At 69.6% G+C, this 15419-nt stretch carries 14 protein-coding genes and 1 pseudogene; 14 read left to right on the plus strand and 1 reads right to left on the minus strand.

The genetic code is table 11. The annotated features are described in order from the left end of the window. Positions 1-33 precede the first annotated feature (33 nt). The 6 genes from ACH49X_RS27315 (at position 34) to ACH49X_RS27340 (ending at position 7592) form a co-directional block, all read left to right on the plus strand. Positions 34-1584 (plus strand): FadD3 family acyl-CoA ligase, encoded by a 1551-nt coding sequence (locus ACH49X_RS27315; protein WP_357206639.1) that lies wholly within the window; start codon positions 34-36, stop codon positions 1582-1584. Beyond that, the gene (locus tag ACH49X_RS27320; RefSeq protein ID WP_357206641.1) at positions 1584-2489 is read left to right on the plus strand and encodes an enoyl-CoA hydratase; all 906 of its coding nucleotides are present in this window, start codon (positions 1584-1586) and stop codon (positions 2487-2489) included. Before ACH49X_RS27315 ends, ACH49X_RS27320 begins: the two co-directional genes overlap by 1 nt. After that, positions 2489-3631, plus strand: a complete 1143-nt coding sequence (locus tag ACH49X_RS27325) for an acyl-CoA dehydrogenase family protein (protein WP_357206643.1) — start codon at positions 2489-2491, stop codon at positions 3629-3631. Before ACH49X_RS27320 ends, ACH49X_RS27325 begins: the two co-directional genes overlap by 1 nt. Then, positions 3628-4653: an acyl-CoA dehydrogenase family protein gene (locus tag ACH49X_RS27330; protein ID WP_357111198.1), complete on the plus strand. Its 1026-nt coding sequence runs from the start codon at positions 3628-3630 to the stop codon at positions 4651-4653. Before ACH49X_RS27325 ends, ACH49X_RS27330 begins: the two co-directional genes overlap by 4 nt. 271 nt (positions 4654-4924) lie before the next feature. Then, positions 4925-5980, plus strand: a complete 1056-nt coding sequence (locus ACH49X_RS27335) for an acyl-CoA dehydrogenase family protein (protein WP_357206645.1) — start codon at positions 4925-4927, stop codon at positions 5978-5980. 214 nt (positions 5981-6194) lie between these two features. Then, the gene (locus tag ACH49X_RS27340; protein ID WP_195078089.1) at positions 6195-7592 is read left to right on the plus strand and encodes an FAD-binding oxidoreductase; all 1398 of its coding nucleotides are present in this window, start codon (positions 6195-6197) and stop codon (positions 7590-7592) included. Here the strand turns inward: ACH49X_RS27340 and ACH49X_RS27345 are convergent, their stop codons facing one another. Continuing rightward, positions 7593-8186 carry a helix-turn-helix domain-containing protein gene (locus tag ACH49X_RS27345; RefSeq protein ID WP_357206647.1) on the minus strand — a complete coding sequence of 198 codons (594 nt, stop codon included), beginning with the start codon at positions 8184-8186 and terminating at the stop codon, positions 7593-7595. A 77-nt stretch (positions 8187-8263) separates the two neighbouring features. Between ACH49X_RS27345 and ACH49X_RS27350 the strand changes: the two genes are divergently transcribed. The 8 genes and pseudogenes from ACH49X_RS27350 to ACH49X_RS27385 form a co-directional block, all read left to right on the plus strand. Then, positions 8264-8752, plus strand: a complete 489-nt coding sequence (locus ACH49X_RS27350) for a cupin domain-containing protein (protein WP_357111191.1) — start codon at positions 8264-8266, stop codon at positions 8750-8752. Between the two features lie 126 nt (positions 8753-8878). Then, positions 8879-9334 (plus strand): MarR family transcriptional regulator, encoded by a 456-nt coding sequence (locus ACH49X_RS27355; protein ID WP_323124111.1) that lies wholly within the window; start codon positions 8879-8881, stop codon positions 9332-9334. Next, positions 9334-10575 carry an MFS transporter gene (locus ACH49X_RS27360; RefSeq protein WP_357111188.1) on the plus strand — a complete coding sequence of 414 codons (1242 nt, stop codon included), beginning with the start codon at positions 9334-9336 and terminating at the stop codon, positions 10573-10575. The genes ACH49X_RS27355 and ACH49X_RS27360 overlap by 1 nt, the downstream gene beginning before the upstream one ends. A 92-nt stretch (positions 10576-10667) precedes the next feature. Continuing rightward, positions 10668-11420: a DUF427 domain-containing protein gene (locus ACH49X_RS27365; RefSeq protein ID WP_357206649.1), complete on the plus strand. Its 753-nt coding sequence runs from the start codon at positions 10668-10670 to the stop codon at positions 11418-11420. A gap of 174 nt (positions 11421-11594) precedes the next feature. Next, positions 11595-12008: a YbaB/EbfC family nucleoid-associated protein gene (locus ACH49X_RS27370; RefSeq protein ID WP_357206651.1), complete on the plus strand. Its 414-nt coding sequence runs from the start codon at positions 11595-11597 to the stop codon at positions 12006-12008. Positions 12009-12065: 57 nt separating this feature from the next. Continuing rightward, a complete protein-coding gene (locus ACH49X_RS27375) occupies positions 12066-13823 on the plus strand; it encodes a hypothetical protein (RefSeq protein ID WP_357206653.1) in 1758 nt (585 codons plus the stop codon). Then, positions 13820-14086, plus strand: a complete 267-nt coding sequence (locus tag ACH49X_RS27380; RefSeq protein WP_357206655.1) for a hypothetical protein — start codon at positions 13820-13822, stop codon at positions 14084-14086. The genes ACH49X_RS27375 and ACH49X_RS27380 overlap by 4 nt, the downstream gene beginning before the upstream one ends. After that, positions 14083-15419: pseudogene (locus tag ACH49X_RS27385) on the plus strand (hypothetical protein); the annotation flags it as partial. The gene ACH49X_RS27380 and the pseudogene ACH49X_RS27385, both read left to right, overlap by 4 nt.

Consider the following 15419-nt stretch of genomic DNA (forward strand, 5'->3'; position numbering starts at 1 on the left):
CGCATAACTCGCTCGCGGACGGTAAGGACAACCGTGACAACCCCTGCTCAGACCACACCGATGGCACTGCGCCACGCCGCTCGGACCTTCGGCGAAGCCCCAGCGATCGCCGACGGCCCGGTGCGGCTGAACTGGACCCAGTTGCTCGGCGCGGTCCAGGAAGTGGCGCGGGCGCTCATCGCACGCGGGGTGCGCACGGGCGACCGCGTGGCCATGTGGGCGCCCAATACCCACCACTGGGTGATCGCCGCGCTGGCCGCGCACTACGCGGGCGCGGCGCTGGTGCCGCTGAACACCCGCTATGTGGCCGACGAGGCCGCCGACGTGCTCGGCCGGGTGAACGCGAAGGCCCTGTTCATCGCGGGGCCCTTCCTCGGCCGCGACCGGCTGGCCGAACTGCGCACATCCGCGCCCGATCTGGCCATCGACACGGTGGTGGTGATCCCGGTGGAAGGCACCCAGAACACCGACATCGCCGCGCTGGACTGGTCGGAACTCGCGACCGTCGCCGCGCCGGTCACCGTGGCCGACGCCGAGGAACGCGCCGAGTCGGTCGGCCCCGACGACATCTCCGACATCCTGTTCACCTCCGGCACCACCGGCCGCAGCAAGGGCACGCTGGTCGCGCACCGGCAGGCGCTGTCGGTGGTCCGGGCCTGGGCCGAGTGCGCCACCTTGCGCGGCGACGACCGGTATCTGGTGGTGAACCCGTTCTTCCACAACTTCGGCTACAAAGCGGGCATCCTCGCCTGCCTGGTCACGGGGGCCACGATCATCCCGCAGGCCGTTTTCGACGTGCCGGAGACTATGCGGTTGATCGGCGCGGAGCGGGTCACCGTGCTGCCCGGTCCGCCGACGATCTATCAGACGATCCTGGATTTCCCGCGCCGCGCCGAATTCGATCTGAGCTCGCTGCGGGTGGCCGTCACCGGAGCGGCGACCGTGCCGGTGGTGCTGATCGAGCGGATGCGCTCGGAACTGGCCTTCGACGTCGTCATCACCGCATACGGCCTGTCCGAGAGCGCGGGTTTCGGCACCATGTGCCGCGCCGACGACGACGCCGAGACCATCGCGAACACCTGCGGCAGGCCGATCGCGGATTTCGAGCTGCGCCTCGGCGAAGCGGGCGAGGTCCTGCTGCGGGGGCCGAACGTGATGCTCGGCTACCTCGACGACCCGGACAGCACCGCGGAGACGATCGACGCCGACGGCTGGCTGCACACCGGCGACATCGGCACGATCGACGACCGCGGGTACCTGAAGATCACCGACCGGCTCAAGGACATGTACATCTCCGGCGGCTTCAACGTCTACCCCGCCGAGGTCGAACAGGCGCTGGCCCGGCTGGACGGCGTGGCCGAGTCGGCGGTCATCGGCGTGCCCGACACCAGGATGGGCGAGGTGGGCAAGGCGTACGTGGTGCGCAAGCCCGGCTCCGGCCTCACCGAGAACCAGGTGCTCGCCCACGCCACCGCCGTGCTGGCCAATTTCAAGGTGCCGCGGTTCGTCGAATTCCGCGACCAGCTGCCCTACAGCGCCGCCGGGAAAGTGCTCAAGCGTCAACTACGTGAGGAGAAGTCGTAATGTCGGAACCGGCAACCCCGGACCAGGGTCCGGCGATCCCGGACGAGGGTGAGGTCGTCACCTACGAGCGGCGCGGGCGCGTCGCGATCGTCACGCTGAACCGGCCGGACTACCGCAACGCGCAGAACTCGGTGATGACCTACGCCCTCGACGCCGCGTTCGAGCGCGCCGTGGAGGACCCGGAGGTCGGCGTGATCGTGCTCGCCGGCAACGGCAAACACTTCAGCGCGGGCCACGACATCGGCACGCCCGGCCGCGACCACCACGTGCGGTACCAGAACAAGGCCGCGCTGTGGTGGGACCACGTGGACCGGGCCGGCGGCGATCAGCGCTTCGCCCGCGAGCTCGAGGTCTACCTCGGGATGTGCAGGCGCTGGCGGGAGATTCCCAAGCCGACCATCGCCATGGTGCAGGGCGCCTGCATCGCGGGCGGGCTCATGCTGGCCTGGGTGTGCGATCTGATCATCGCCTCCGACGACGCGTTCTTCTCCGATCCCGTGGTGCGCATGGGCATTCCCGGCGTCGAGTACTTCGCGCACCCGTGGGTGATGGGTCCGCGCGCGGCCAAGGAGTTCCTGTTCACCGGCGATCGGTTCGGCGCCGCGCAGGCCAAGGAATGGGGCATGGTCAACCGGGTGGTGCCGCGCGCCGACCTGGAGACCGAGACGCTGGCGCTGGCCGAGAAGATCGCCACCATGCCGCAATTCGGCCTCGCGCTGACGAAGAAGGCGGTCAATCAGGCCGAGGACCTGATGGGCATGCGGTCGGGCATGGACTCGGTCTTCGGCCTGCACCACTTCGCCCACGCGCACAACGCCGAAGTCGGCGCCGACTCCCTCGGCGGCATGAACGCCAAGTCGATGAAGGCATCGGCGAGCACCGCAGAACAGAACGGAACGACCTAGTGGATCTGGATCTCGACCAGGCGGCCCAGCAATTCCAGCGGGAGGTCCGCGAATTCCTGGCCGCGAACAAACCGGCGAAACCGCTGCCGTCCATGGACACCAAGGCGGGCTTCGAGGCGCACCGCGCGTGGGAGCGCACCCTCGCCGAGGCCAGGCTCTCGGTGGTGGCCTGGCCGGAGGAGTTCGGCGGCCGCAATGCCTCGCTGCTGGAATGGGTGCTGTTCGAGCAGGAGTACTACGCGGCGGGCGCGCCGGGGCGGGTCAGCCAGAACGGCATCTTCCTGCTGGCGCCGACGCTTTTCGAACACGGCACCCCCGAACAGCTGGAACGGATCATGCCGCGGATGGCGCGCGGCGACGACATCTGGGCGCAGGCGTGGTCGGAACCGGAAGCGGGCAGCGACCTGGCCGGTATCCGCTCGACCGCCAAGCGCACCAACGGCGGCTGGCTGCTGAGCGGACAGAAGACGTGGAGTTCGCGCGCCGCCTTCGCCGACTGGGCATTCGGGTTGTTCCGCAGCGACCCCGAGGCCGAGCGGCACAAGGGCCTCACCTATGTCATGTTCCCACTGACCGCCGACGGGGTGTCGGTGCGTCCGATCCCGCAGCTGGACGGGGAGCCGGGCTTCGCGGAGATCTTCCTCGACGAGGTGTTCGTGCCCGACCGCGACGTGATCGGCGCGCCCGGCGAGGGCTGGCGCGTGGCGATGAGCACCTCGAGCAACGAACGCGGCCTCTCCCTGCGCAGCCCTGGCCGATTCAGCGCCACCGCGCGGCGGCTGATCGAGCTGTGGCGCGAGGACGGCGATCCGGACAACACCGCGCAGCGCGACGCGGTGGTGGACGCCTGGATCGGCAGCGAGGCCTACCGGCTGCACACCTTCGGCACGGTCACCCGGCTCAACGAAGGCGGCAAGCTGGGCGCGGAATCCTCGATCACCAAGGTGTTCTGGTCGGAGCTGGACATCGCCATGCACGAGACCGCGCTCGAAGTGCTCGGTCCGGCGGCGGAACGTTCCGGGCCGTGGACCGACGGTTTCCTGTTCGCGCTGTCGGGGCCGATCTACGCCGGCACCAACGAGATCCAGCGCAACATCATCGCCGAGCGGCTGCTCGGACTACCGAGAGGAAGCGGCCGATGAGATTCGCGCTCAGCCCCGAACAACTCGATTTCGGCGCCAGCCTGCGCAAACTGCTGGAGGCGGGCCGCGCGCCCTCCGCCGTGCGCGCGTGGGCGTCCGGCGACAGCGGGCCTGGTCGGGCGTTGATCCGGCAACTGGCCGAAGCCGGTGTGCTGGGTCTGGCCGTCGCGGAGGAACACGGCGGCATCGGCGCCGAACCGATCGATCTGGTCGTGGCGTTCCAGGAGATCGGGCGGGCGGCCGTGCCGGGTCCGCTGGTGGAGACCGCCGCCGCGATTCCTGCGCTGTTGCAGGCGCTTGCGGACCAGGGCCCGGCCGCGCGGCTGCTACCCGGCTTCGTGGAGGGCACGGCGCTGGGCACCGTCGCGTTCGAGTCACCCGGCCACAGCGGCGTCGCGCTGGACGCCGACGCCGCCGATGTGGTGCTGGTGGCCGGTGCGGACCTGGTGTCCACCGGGCACCGCACCGGCCTGGTGCGATCGGTCGATCCCGCCCGTCGCCTGTTCACGGTCGCCGCGGACGCGACCGTCGTCGAGGGTGACCAGGTCGGCGCGGCCGTGGCCGCCGGTTTCGACACCGGCGCGCTGGCATGCGCGGCCCAGTTGCTCGGCGCGGGCAAGGCACTGCTGCACTCGTCCACGGAATACGCCAAGCAGCGCAAGCAATTCGGTAAGCCGATCGGCGAGTTCCAAGCCGTGAAGCAGAAGCTGGCCGACGTGCTCATCGCGCTGGACCTGGCCGAGCCCCTGCTCTACCGCGCCGCGCTCACCATGGCCGGACCCACCCGCGGACGGGACGTCTCGGCCGCCGTCATCGCCTGCGGCGACGCCGCCTATCGCGCGGCCCGCACCGCGCTCCAAGTCCACGGCGCGATCGGCTACACCGCCGAGTACGACCTGTCGCTGTGGCTGACCAAGGTGACCGCGCTGCGTTCGGCCTGGGGCACACCGGACCTGCATCGCGCCCGGATCGCCCAGGCGCTGCGGGAAGACGCCGAACCCGCCCCGCGAGGCCTCGCATGAGCGGTCAGGCCCGCAGGCGGCAGCGCAGCGTAACCACGCAGGGCCCCGCTCATGCGACAAACCAACACAGCGTGAGCGGTCAGGCCCGGAGGCGGCAGCGCAGCGTAACCACGCAGGGCCCCGCTCATGCGACAAACCAACACAGCATGAGCGGTCAGGCCCGGAGGCGGCAGCGCAGCGTAACCACGCAGGGCCCCGCTCATGCGACAAACCAACACAGCATGAGCGGTCAGGCCCGCAGGCGGCAGCGCCCCCCGAAGAAAGGACACCGATGAGCACCGCCGAACATCAGGAATTCCTCGCTTCGGTGCGGGCGCTGCTGACCAAGCACGCCGGGTCCGCCGCGGTACGCGCCGCGATGGACACCGAACTCGGCTACGACCCGGCGCTGTGGCGGCTGCTGTGCGAGCAGATCGGCGTCGCCGCGCTGGCGATTCCGGAGGAGTACGGCGGATTCGGCGCGAGCCTGGTCGAATCCCTGCTGGTGGTGGGCGAATTGGGCCGCACGCTCGCCGGGGTGCCGATGCTCGGTTCCGCGGTCCTCGGCGGGCAGGCGGTGCTGCTGTCCGGTGACGGGGAAGCGTGCGCGCGGCTGCTGCCCGAGGTGGCCGAAGGCGCGCGCACGATCGCGGTCTGCTGGGCGGACGAGCGCGGCTGGGACGAGCCGGGCGTGCACGAGACGGGCGGGGCCCTCACCGGGACCGCGCACTACGTGCTGGACGGGATGTCGGCGGACACCTTCGTCGTCGTCACGCCGACCGGTCTGTTCGAGGTCGAGCCCACCGCGCCTGGCGTCACCCGGCGGCCAGCGCCCACCATGGACCCCACCCGCAAGCTGGCCGAAGTCGGCTTCGCCGACGCGCCCGCACGACGGCTCGGCTCCGGTGATCAGTCCGCGACGATCACCCGGCTGCGGGAGATCGCGTGGGCGGCGCTGGCCGCCGAGCAGGTCGGCGCCGCCGACCGCTGCCTGGAGATGACGGTGGACTACGCCAAGTCCCGCGTGCAGTTCGGGCGGGTGATCGGCAGTTTCCAGGCGCTCAAGCACCGCATGGCCGACATGTACGTGCTGCTGGAATCGGCCCGGTCGGCGTCGGTCGCCGCGACCGCGGCGGTGGCGGCGAACAGCCCGTCGGCCGCCGAGGACGTCTGGGTCGCCCGCGTGCACTGCTCCGAGGCGCTCACCGCCATCGCGGCCGAGACCGTCCAGTTGCACGGCGGCATCGCGATCACCTGGGAGCACGACGCGCATCTGTTCTTCAAGCGCGCCCACGGGGACGCGCAACTGTTCGGCGCCGCGCACCGCCCGGTGACGCAGCCCGCCTGAGCCGGGGCAGCGGCGCACCGTCCGTGGCGGCGGTGCGCCCTGCCTCGATAGGCTGTCCGGCGCGAACTCGATGCACTAAGATGTGACAAGCGCCACACGCGCATGCCGGGGGATGCGTTTTCGAGTGGCACCGCAGGTCGGAATCGGTGCCGTAGCGAGTCGAGATGCCGACTCGTCCCAAAAGTCGTCGGGGCCCACCAGCCGGGAGGATGCCATGACGCGAACAGTGAATTCCGATCTCGAAGCATTGCGGTCCGCCATCGGCGGGCCGGTGTACGGCCCAGCCGACCACGGATACGACCGGGCCCGCGCCATCTGGAACGGCGACATCGACCGGCGCCCTGCGGTGATCGCCCAGTGCCTGTCGCCCGGTGACGTCTCCGCGGCGCTGGCCTTCGGCCGGGACCGCGGGCTGGAAATCTCCGTTCGCGGCGGCGGCCATTCCTACAGCGGAACCGCGGTCGGCGACGGCGGCCTGATGATCAACCTCAGCGCTTTGAAGAGCGTCGTGGTGAATCCGGAGACCGAGCGCGCCAGGGTCGGCGGCGGAGCGACGATGGCGGACATGGACGCCGCGACCCAGGCCTACGGGCTGGCGGTCACCGGCGGGGTGATCAGCGACACCGGCGTCGGCGGCCTCACCCTCGGCGGCGGCATGGGCTGGCTGACCCGCATGGCCGGGCTGGCCATCGACAACCTCGTCTCGGCGCAGGTGGTCCTCGCCGACGGCCGGGTGGTGCGGGCGTCGGAGACCGAGAACGCGGAATTGTTCTGGGCCTTGCGCGGGGGCGGCGGGAATTTCGGCGTGGTCACCGAATTCGAATACCGCCTGCACCACGTCGGGCCGGAGGTCCACGTCGGCCTGCTGTTCTGGGACATGGCGGACGGCACCGACGCACTGCGCCTGATCCGTGAGTTCATCCCCACCCTGCCGCGTCGGTCCGGGGCGTTGATCGCGCTGGCGATGTCGGCGCCGCCCGCGCCTTTCGTCCCGGAGCGGTATCACGGCCACGCGGGCCACGCCCTGATCGTGGCCGGATTCGGCACGGCCGAGGAGCACGCCGCCGCGGTGGCGCCGATCCGCGGCGCGCTGCCGCCTCTGTTCGAGTTCGGCACCCCGATGCCGTACACCGGGTTGCAGCGGATGCTCGACGCGGCGGCGCCGTGGGGCCTGCACGGCTACGAGAAGGCACTCGATCTCGACGATTTCTCCAACGACGTCATCGCGGTTCTCACCGCGAACGCCGCCGGGAAGTCCGCGCCGCTGTCGTTCATGCCGATCTTCCCGCTCACCGGTGCGTTCAGCACCGTCGGCGAGAACGACACGGCATTCGGCGGCACGCGCAACCCGCATTACGAGTGCAACATCACCGCGATCACCCCCGACCCCGAAACACTCGCCTCGGACCGGGAATGGGTGCGCACGACATGGGCAGCGCTGCGCCCGCTGGCTTCCAACCAGGGCGGGTACGTCAACTTCATGTCCGACCCGGACCACGACCGGGTGCGCGAATCGTACGGCCGCACCAAGTACGCGAAGCTGGCGCACATCAAGGCCGACTACGACCCGGGCAACATCTTCCACCGCAACGCGAACATAGCCCCCAGCTGATCACTCCGCCGAGCGTTCACGGGCCGCTTCGGGGCGCAGGCCGTCCAGCACGATCCGTACGAGCCTGCGCCAATCACCGCTGCCGCTGCTGATGGTCGCGGACAACGCGCCGACGATCATGTAGACATCACCCACCGTGCAGTCCGCACGCAGCGTTCCCGCGGCCCGGTCCCGCTCGACGAGTTCGCCGATCACGTCCTCGAGCCTGTCGCGGGCCTCACCCCTCGGCTCGCTGCCCGTCGACTGCCGAGCCGCCTCGATCGCCGCCGACAAGCCACGGTCGGCCGCCAGCACCGCGCCGACACGGCGCAAGTAGCGGGCGAGCCCCTCGCCCGGCTCGCCGCGCAGGCATTCGGTGCGGGCGAACTCCTCGATCTCGGCGAAGCGCTGCTCGGCCGCGGCCTCGATCAGGTCGGCATGGGTGGGGAAATGGCGGTAGACGGTTCCGACGCCCACTCCGGCGGCGCGGGCGATCTCGGCCAGTGGCACGGCGCCGCCCTGCTCGGCGAACAGCGTGCGGGCCACGGCCACGATGCGGGCGCGGTTGAGCGTGGCGTCGGCCCGCTGCCTGCGGGGCGATGGCGGCCTTGACACGGGCGATTCCTCCATGTTTACGCTTCAAACGGAATCGGATTCCGGTTCCGTTTCATTGTCTCGAAGGGTAGCACTTCATGTCCCACAACCGTTTCCGTCTTCTGACCCCCGGCGACGCGCGGCCCGGCCGAGTGCCGCTGCCGCCCGCGTTCGCGGTGAAGGCAACCACCGCCGACACCGAGGGCAGGTTCTCCCTGCTGGAAGTGACGTTGGCGCGAGATATCCCGCGACACACGCACCATGTCGCGGACGAATGCATCTACGTGCTGGAAGGCACGCTCGACGTCGAGTTCGACGACCGGACGTTCTCCGCGACCGAGGGCATGTTCGTACTGCTGCCGCACGGCGTTCCGCACGCCCTGCGCTGCGGATCGCAGCCGCCGCCACGGGTACTGCAGATCTCCTCACCCGGCGGCTGGGAGTGCTACCTCGAAGACCTCTTCGAAGCCGGAGCGTCGGTGCTGACCGACGGCGCGCTGGATCCGGTGAAGATCAACCCGATCGCGGCGGCATACGACATCCACTACGAGGAGTCGACGAGTCCTCTTGCGGGACAGCCTGATTGAGCAGCAACGGCGACTCGGGGCGACCCGGGGGAGAACACCGATCCGCCGGGCGTCCCACCGTGTGGCCGATTTCACCACAAATAGATAGTTAGCCTATGTAATAATGTTCCTGTGCAGCAAGCTCAGGTGACCGTAGCGGATGACATCGTCGTCGACCTTCTCGTCACCGCGGGCAGGCTCACTCGGCTGGCCGGGGTGATCAGCGGCGACGACCTGCCGCGGGCCATGTTGCGGGCGCTGGCGGTGCTCGACGAACACGGCGCGCTGCGCGTCAGCGAATTCGCCAGGATCGACCGATGTTCACAGCCGGCGGCAACGGCGCTGATCGGCAAGCTGGTCGCGGAAGGCTTCGCGACCAGGCGCAAGGACCCGGAGGACTCCCGGGCCGTGATCGTCGAACTCACCCCGGCCGGGCGGACCCGGCTGGCCGAGTTCCGCCGCGCGTTCGCCACCGCGATCGGCGCGCATCTGCCCGGCTTCGACGCCGGACGCCTGGCCCGGCTGGACACCGAACTGCACGACTTGCTGGAGGCCCTGAAAGCGGCTACGCGACAGCACGATCCGATCTCGAGGGAACACTGATGAGCACTTTGGCTCCTGCCCGCGCCCCGGTCGCGGACAACACCAAGCAACCGAAAGCCGTCTGGGCGGTCGCGTTCGCGAGCGTGATCGCGTTCATGGGCATCGGCCTGGTCGATCCCATTCTCAAACCGATCGGCGAGCAACTGGACGCGTCACCTTCGCAGGTGTCGCTGCTGTTCACCAGCTACATGCTGGTGACGGGCGTGGCCATGCTGATCACCGGTGTGGTGTCCAGCCGCTTCGGCGCGAAGAAGACGCTGCTGGCCGGATTGGCGATCATCATCGTGTTCGCGGCGCTGGCCGGTATGTCGAACACGGTGGCGCAGATCGTCGGGTTCCGCGCGGGCTGGGGCCTGGGCAACGCGTTGTTCATCGCCACCGCCCTGGCCACCATCGTCGGCGCGGCCAGCGGCGGTGTGGCCCGCGCGATCATCCTGTACGAGGCGGCGCTCGGCATCGGTATCGCGACCGGTCCGCTGGTCGGCGGCGTGCTCGGCGGAATCAGCTGGCGCGGGCCGTTCTTCGGCGTGTCGGCGTTGATGGCCGTCGCCCTGATCAGCATCGTCGTCCTGCTGCCGGAAGGCCCAGAGCCGACGCACCACACCTCGATCACCGCGCCGTTCCGCGCCCTGCGCTACCGCGGACTTCTGATCGTGAGCCTCACCGCCCTGCTGTACAACTTCGGCTTCTTCACCCTGCTCGCCTACACCCCCTTCCCGCTGGACATGGGTACCTATGCGATCGGCTTCATCTTCTGCGGCTGGGGTGTGCTGCTGGCGATCGCGTCGGTGTTCCTGGCTCCCCGGTTGCAGCGGCGCTTCGGTTCGCTGCCGATGATGGGCCTCTCGCTCGGCCTGTTCGCGGCCGACCTGGCGATGATGGCCGTGTTCGCCGAGCACAAGCCGGTGCTGATCGTCGGCACCGTGCTGGCGGGCCTGTTCCTCGGCGTGAATAACACGCTGATCACCGAGGCCGTGATGATCTCGGCGCCGGTGGAGCGGTCCACCGCGTCGGCGGCATACAGCTTCGTCCGTTTCGCGGGCGGCGCCGCGGCGCCCTATCTCGCGGGCAAGCTCGGCGAGCACAGCATCTCGCTGCCGTTCTGGGTGGGCGCGGCGTGCACCGCCGCCGCGGTCGTCGTCCTGCTGGCCGGGCGCGCCGCCTTGGCCCACCTCGACGACCACGATCCCGCTCCGCACAGCGTCGAGGAAGCACAGGCCATCACCGTCGGCGACGACTGATCGTCCGAGCGCACCGAAGGCAGCCACCCGCGTGGCTGCCTTCGTCGTTTTCCGCCCTGGCACGCACCGGCCGAGGAGTACGGTCGAGAAATATGACCGAAGCGAAGCGGGGGCGCGTCAGCGTCGAGACCAGCCAGAAGCGTGTGCGCGCCTATCTGGGCGGGCACTTGGTCGCCGACAGCGTTCGGCCGGTGCTCGTGTGGGAGAAGCCGCACTACCCGACCTACTATCTGCCGGTCACGGATCTGCGCGCGAAACTCGAACCGAACGGGCAGACGCAGCACTCCACCAGCCGCGGCGACGCGACCGTCTATGACGTCATGGTCGACGGCACGACCGCGGGCGGGGCGGCGCTGCGTTATCACGAGTCGCCGATCACCGAATTGCGCGAGCTGGTGCGCCTGGAATGGGGCGCGATGGACGAGTGGTTCGAGGAGGACGAACCGATCTACGTCCACCCGCGCAACCCGTACTCCCGCGTCGACATCCTGGCCAGTTCACGGCATGTGCGGGTGGAGATCGACGGCGTCACCGTCGCCGACTCACGCGCCCCGCGCATCCTCTTCGAAACCGGCTTGCCCGCGCGGTATTACCTGCCGATGACCGACGTCAGGATGGATCTACTGCACCCGTCGGCCACCCACACCAGCTGCCCGTACAAGGGCACCGCCGACTACTGGACCGTCCGCGTCGGCGGCAACGAATATCCCGACTACGTGTGGGGCTATCGCACGCCGCTGCCGGAGAGCCAGAAGGTCGCCGGGCTGGTGTGCTTCTACAACGAGAAGGTCGACATCTACCTCGACGGTGAACTCCAGCAACGACCGCGCTCCCCGTTCAGCTGAACGCCCCGGCGATGATCAAGCCGGAATTCCCATCACCGGGAAGCCCGGCGTCGGTTCGGCGCATGCGCTGTTCCGATAATTGGCTGACGCGACGCGCCCGTCGACGAGCGAGCGGTTTCCGCGCAACGGCGGCGTGTGCGCCGACCGATGAGGACACACAGCAGGGAGCCGCCCGTGGATCGATGGGAACGGGAGGGCCTGCGATCGGCGAACAGTGGATTGCGCAGCCAGGTCCACTACATCCTCGACATCTACGAGCGGCAGCAGGCCGAGCTCACCGAGGTGCGGCAGCAGCTGGAGACGCTACGTGTTCGAGCCGGCTCCGCTGATCAGCTGGTGGAAGTGACGGTGGACAGCGCGGGGGTGATCACGGACGTGCGCTTGGCGGCGGCCGCGACCCGAGGGACGGCGGAACGACTGGGACAGTCGATCACCGAAGCAGCGCAGGAGGCGGCACAGCAGGCGCGGTCGCAGCGGGAGGCGCTGATCGCCGGGCTCGAGGACGCCGCCCAGGCCATGCCCGACCTACCCGACATGGTGCCGGGCGCACCGAGCTGGCGGGAAAAACCGGAGTCCATCGACAACTAGACAGCGGGCCGACGAACCGGATGGGAATCGGCCGCAGGGAGGCGTGAGGAGACGGGTGTGGCGCAGTCGTTGCGGCTCGATCAGGAACGGCTTCGGGCACTGGTTCCGGAATTCGAGGACATCGGTGCGGATGCCCAACGCGTCCTGAACGAGTTGAAGGCCGCGATCGAGCGGGAAGGCAGCTGGTGGGGAGACGACCCGGCGGGCAAAGCGTTCGAGCGCACCTATCTTCCGGACGCGGAGAAAGGCGTCGCCGGTCTGACGAAGACCGTAGCGAGCCTGCGCGAAGAAGGGAATGTCGTCGCGGACCTGGTGGACAAATTCGAGCAACAAGATACCGAAGGAGTCCGGCGGATCAAGGACGCCGACCCGTCGGCACAGGACAGCCCGAACACCGGTCCCGGCACGTCGCCCTATCAGGTTCCGCCGAGTGCGCGGAATCCCACCACCACGAGCGCCACACCCACCGGCAACCGTGCCAACCCCGTGTCCGCGTCGTCGACGACCGGGCCGGACACGGCATGGGACCCCGGTCGTAGCCCCACGTCGCCCGTGGCGGACAACGCGAACAACCCCGGCAACTCGCGATCGCCTTCCACTGCCCCGCAGTCGGCCCGATCGAATCAACCGAGCGTCTCGGCCAACCCGCTGTCCGGCAACGTCCCCGGTGCGGGGAATCCCGGAGTGGGCAATCCGCTCGGCTCCTACGTGCCCGGGCGCGACGAGAGCGCGCCGGACTCCGAGCGGACACCCTCGGCCACCGCACCGGCGACCACGCACGACACCACTCCGGCGGCTACCGCTCCGCAGGCAACCGCCACCGGCGACCCGGCGACCAACCGCAAACAGGCGCGCACTCCGTGGTCGAAGAGTTCGGCCGAGACCGCGCCTTCCTCTAACGCACCGGCAGCCAAAGCCGCAGGCCCGCAGGTATCGGCGCCGCCGAGCACCCCACCGAGGGTCTCGGCGTCGGCTCCGAACGTCTCGCCGCCGCGCATGCCCTCGCCCCAGTTCCCCGATCAGCAGGCGGGCAAGCCCGCGGCGAAGGCGGCCGGCAAGGCATTCGGCGCCGAGTCCAAGTCCGGCGCGCGTCACCCCTGGGCCACCGACGGCATGGTCGCGAGTGAGAACGTCCGTCTCGCGCGGGAACTGGCCGAGCGCCACGACCTGGAACTCGTCGGGTTCGATGATCCCGGCATCGACGGGTACGCGATCCGGGAACTGGCGGCGGCGCTCGATGACGTGCTCAACCAGTATCCCTACCTCGACTTGCGCCAGATCGCTATAGCGGAATCGCGCGAGGCCGCCACTCGTCTGGAATGGGACTGGGTCGCGGGACAGGCGGGCCCGGAGCCATACACCCGCAGGATCGTGCTCGACTCGGTGGTCGCGCGGAATCCGACCGCGTTCGCCGAATATGTCCGTAACGCAACACAATCCGGGAACCTCGCACGCGGATCGGACCGGCGTCCGGTGTATTCGACGATGATTCGGGAATTGGGGCACGCGCTGGACATCGCCGGCCGGTTCCAGGCGAGACAGTTGGCCCAGGACGCGCTGATCGCCGAGTTCACTCGAACCCGCGGCACGGAAGCACGCGACAAGTCCCCCGCCGCCTCCCCCGCCGATTACGAGCAATGGCGGGCCCAACTGAGCCGTTACGGATTCCACAACGGCCGCTTCGATCCGGGCATGGCGTTGGCCGACGCGTTCGCCGAGGTCCAGATCAACGGACCCGAAGCGGGGCCGCCCGCGAAGGTGCTGCACCGCTTGCTGGTCGAGACGGCGAAGAAGACCTGGACGGCACTGCCGTGAACGCAGGCGGTGGCCGGACCGCCGACGACCGGCAGCACGAAACGTTCGAGACCGAGTTGGCCGCAGCGGTCGCGGGCAGCCCGCTGCGGATGCACGTGGGGTTGGGGCCCGACACGGACGCGGCCCTGGTCGCCATCGCGCTGGCCCATCCGAACGTCACGCACGACATGATCGAGGCGGCACGCCGCGCCTTCGTGGCGGAGTCCGTTTCGGTCGCGGATGTCCCAGCGGAAGCGGCCCCTTCGCCGGACGTCTCGCTATGACCCTGCAGATACCGGAGGCTTTCCCGGACTGGCTGGTGACCTGCGTCGCGGGGCATTTCCCCTGCGGCGACGAGGACGCCGCGCGCCGTCTCGGTGACCAATGGTCGGATACCGCCGAGAGCTGCCGAGTGCTCGCCGACCGGCACGATGTCGCCGCGGCGTCGGAGCGGGCGGCGATCGCGGGCATGACGAGCGACGTCAAGACGCAACGGAATCTGCAACTCGGCGACGATCTGCGCAATCACGCCACGTATGCCGACTCCATGGCCGAACAGTGCTACAGGGGCGCCAACGACATCGAGTTCAACAAACTGCTGGTGATCGGCACCGGATTCGCTCTGCTGGCGCAATTGGCGCTGGACGCGGCGCTCATGGCGCCAGGCGTCGTCAAGGCCGCCGAGGACCGGGCGGCCGCGGAGGCGAGCTGGGCGGCGGCCAGCCGGCGATGCCTGCTCAGCATCAAGAGTGTCGGCGCCGAGTGCGCGATACGGCGGGCCGGTATCCCACTGGCGAAGGCCACCGCGATCGGCGCCGCACTCGGCGCGGGCACCGGCGCCCTGGTCAACGGCGGCGCTCAATGGTGGCAGAAGAACGTCCTGCACCACCGCGACAAGATCGAATGGGACCAGGTCGGCGACGCCGCTGTCATCGGCGGTGCGGGCGGAGCCCTCGGAGCACGTTTCGCGTCCCGCGTCGCTCCCGGCGTCAACCGGGTGATCGGCAGCATCGCCGAGCGGTCGCAGTCCAACGTGGTGCGTTACGGCGCCCACGTCACCAGCGGCTTGCTGATCGGCGGAGCCGGCGGAGTCGCCGGTGCGGCCGGAGGGTTGGTCGCGCAGATACCGCTGACCGGACACATACCGAAGGGCGAAGACCTCGAAAACGCGTTGATCACCGGATTCGTCGGCGGCTTCGTCGGCTCCGCCACAGTCTTCGCACAGCCGTTGCCGCCCCGTCCCCTGGCCCGCCCGGCGCCCGGGAACACGAACCGCCCCGGAGCCCGACCGACACCCGACCCGTCGACCCCGCCCCCGGGCGGTAACGGTCCCGCACCCGCCGCACCGGGCGACGGCAACCCACCACGCCGACCCAGCACACCCGACGACGGCAACCCACCACGCCGACCCAGCACACCCGACGACGGCAACCCACCACGCCGACCCAGCACACCCGACGACGGCAACCCGCCACGCCCAAACACGCCCAAGCCCGACGAACCCGAACCCACCACACCGAAACCCGACGAACCCGAACCCACCACACCGAAACCCGACGAACCCGAACCCACCACACCGAAACCCGACGAACCCGAACCCACCACACCGAAACCCGA

It is taken from the genome of Nocardia sp. NPDC019323, from assembly GCF_044389845.1.
Classification (GTDB): domain Bacteria; phylum Actinomycetota; class Actinomycetes; order Mycobacteriales; family Mycobacteriaceae; genus Nocardia; species Nocardia implantans.

Bases quoted from the DNA above. Each gene is read 5' to 3' on its own strand.
- ACH49X_RS27320 (WP_357206641.1), top strand. From the start codon at position 1,584: ATGTCGGAACCGGCAACCCCGGACCAGGGTCCGGCGATCCCGGACGAG.
- ACH49X_RS27330 (WP_357111198.1), top strand. From the start codon at position 3,628: ATGAGATTCGCGCTCAGCCCCGAACAACTCGATTTCGGCGCCAGCCTG.
- ACH49X_RS27335 (WP_357206645.1), top strand. From the start codon at position 4,925: ATGAGCACCGCCGAACATCAGGAATTCCTCGCTTCGGTGCGGGCGCTG.
- ACH49X_RS27340 (WP_195078089.1), top strand. From the start codon at position 6,195: ATGACGCGAACAGTGAATTCCGATCTCGAAGCATTGCGGTCCGCCATC.
- ACH49X_RS27350 (WP_357111191.1), top strand. From the start codon at position 8,264: ATGTCCCACAACCGTTTCCGTCTTCTGACCCCCGGCGACGCGCGGCCC.
- ACH49X_RS27360 (WP_357111188.1), top strand. From the start codon at position 9,334: ATGAGCACTTTGGCTCCTGCCCGCGCCCCGGTCGCGGACAACACCAAG.
- ACH49X_RS27365 (WP_357206649.1), top strand. From the start codon at position 10,668: ATGACCGAAGCGAAGCGGGGGCGCGTCAGCGTCGAGACCAGCCAGAAG.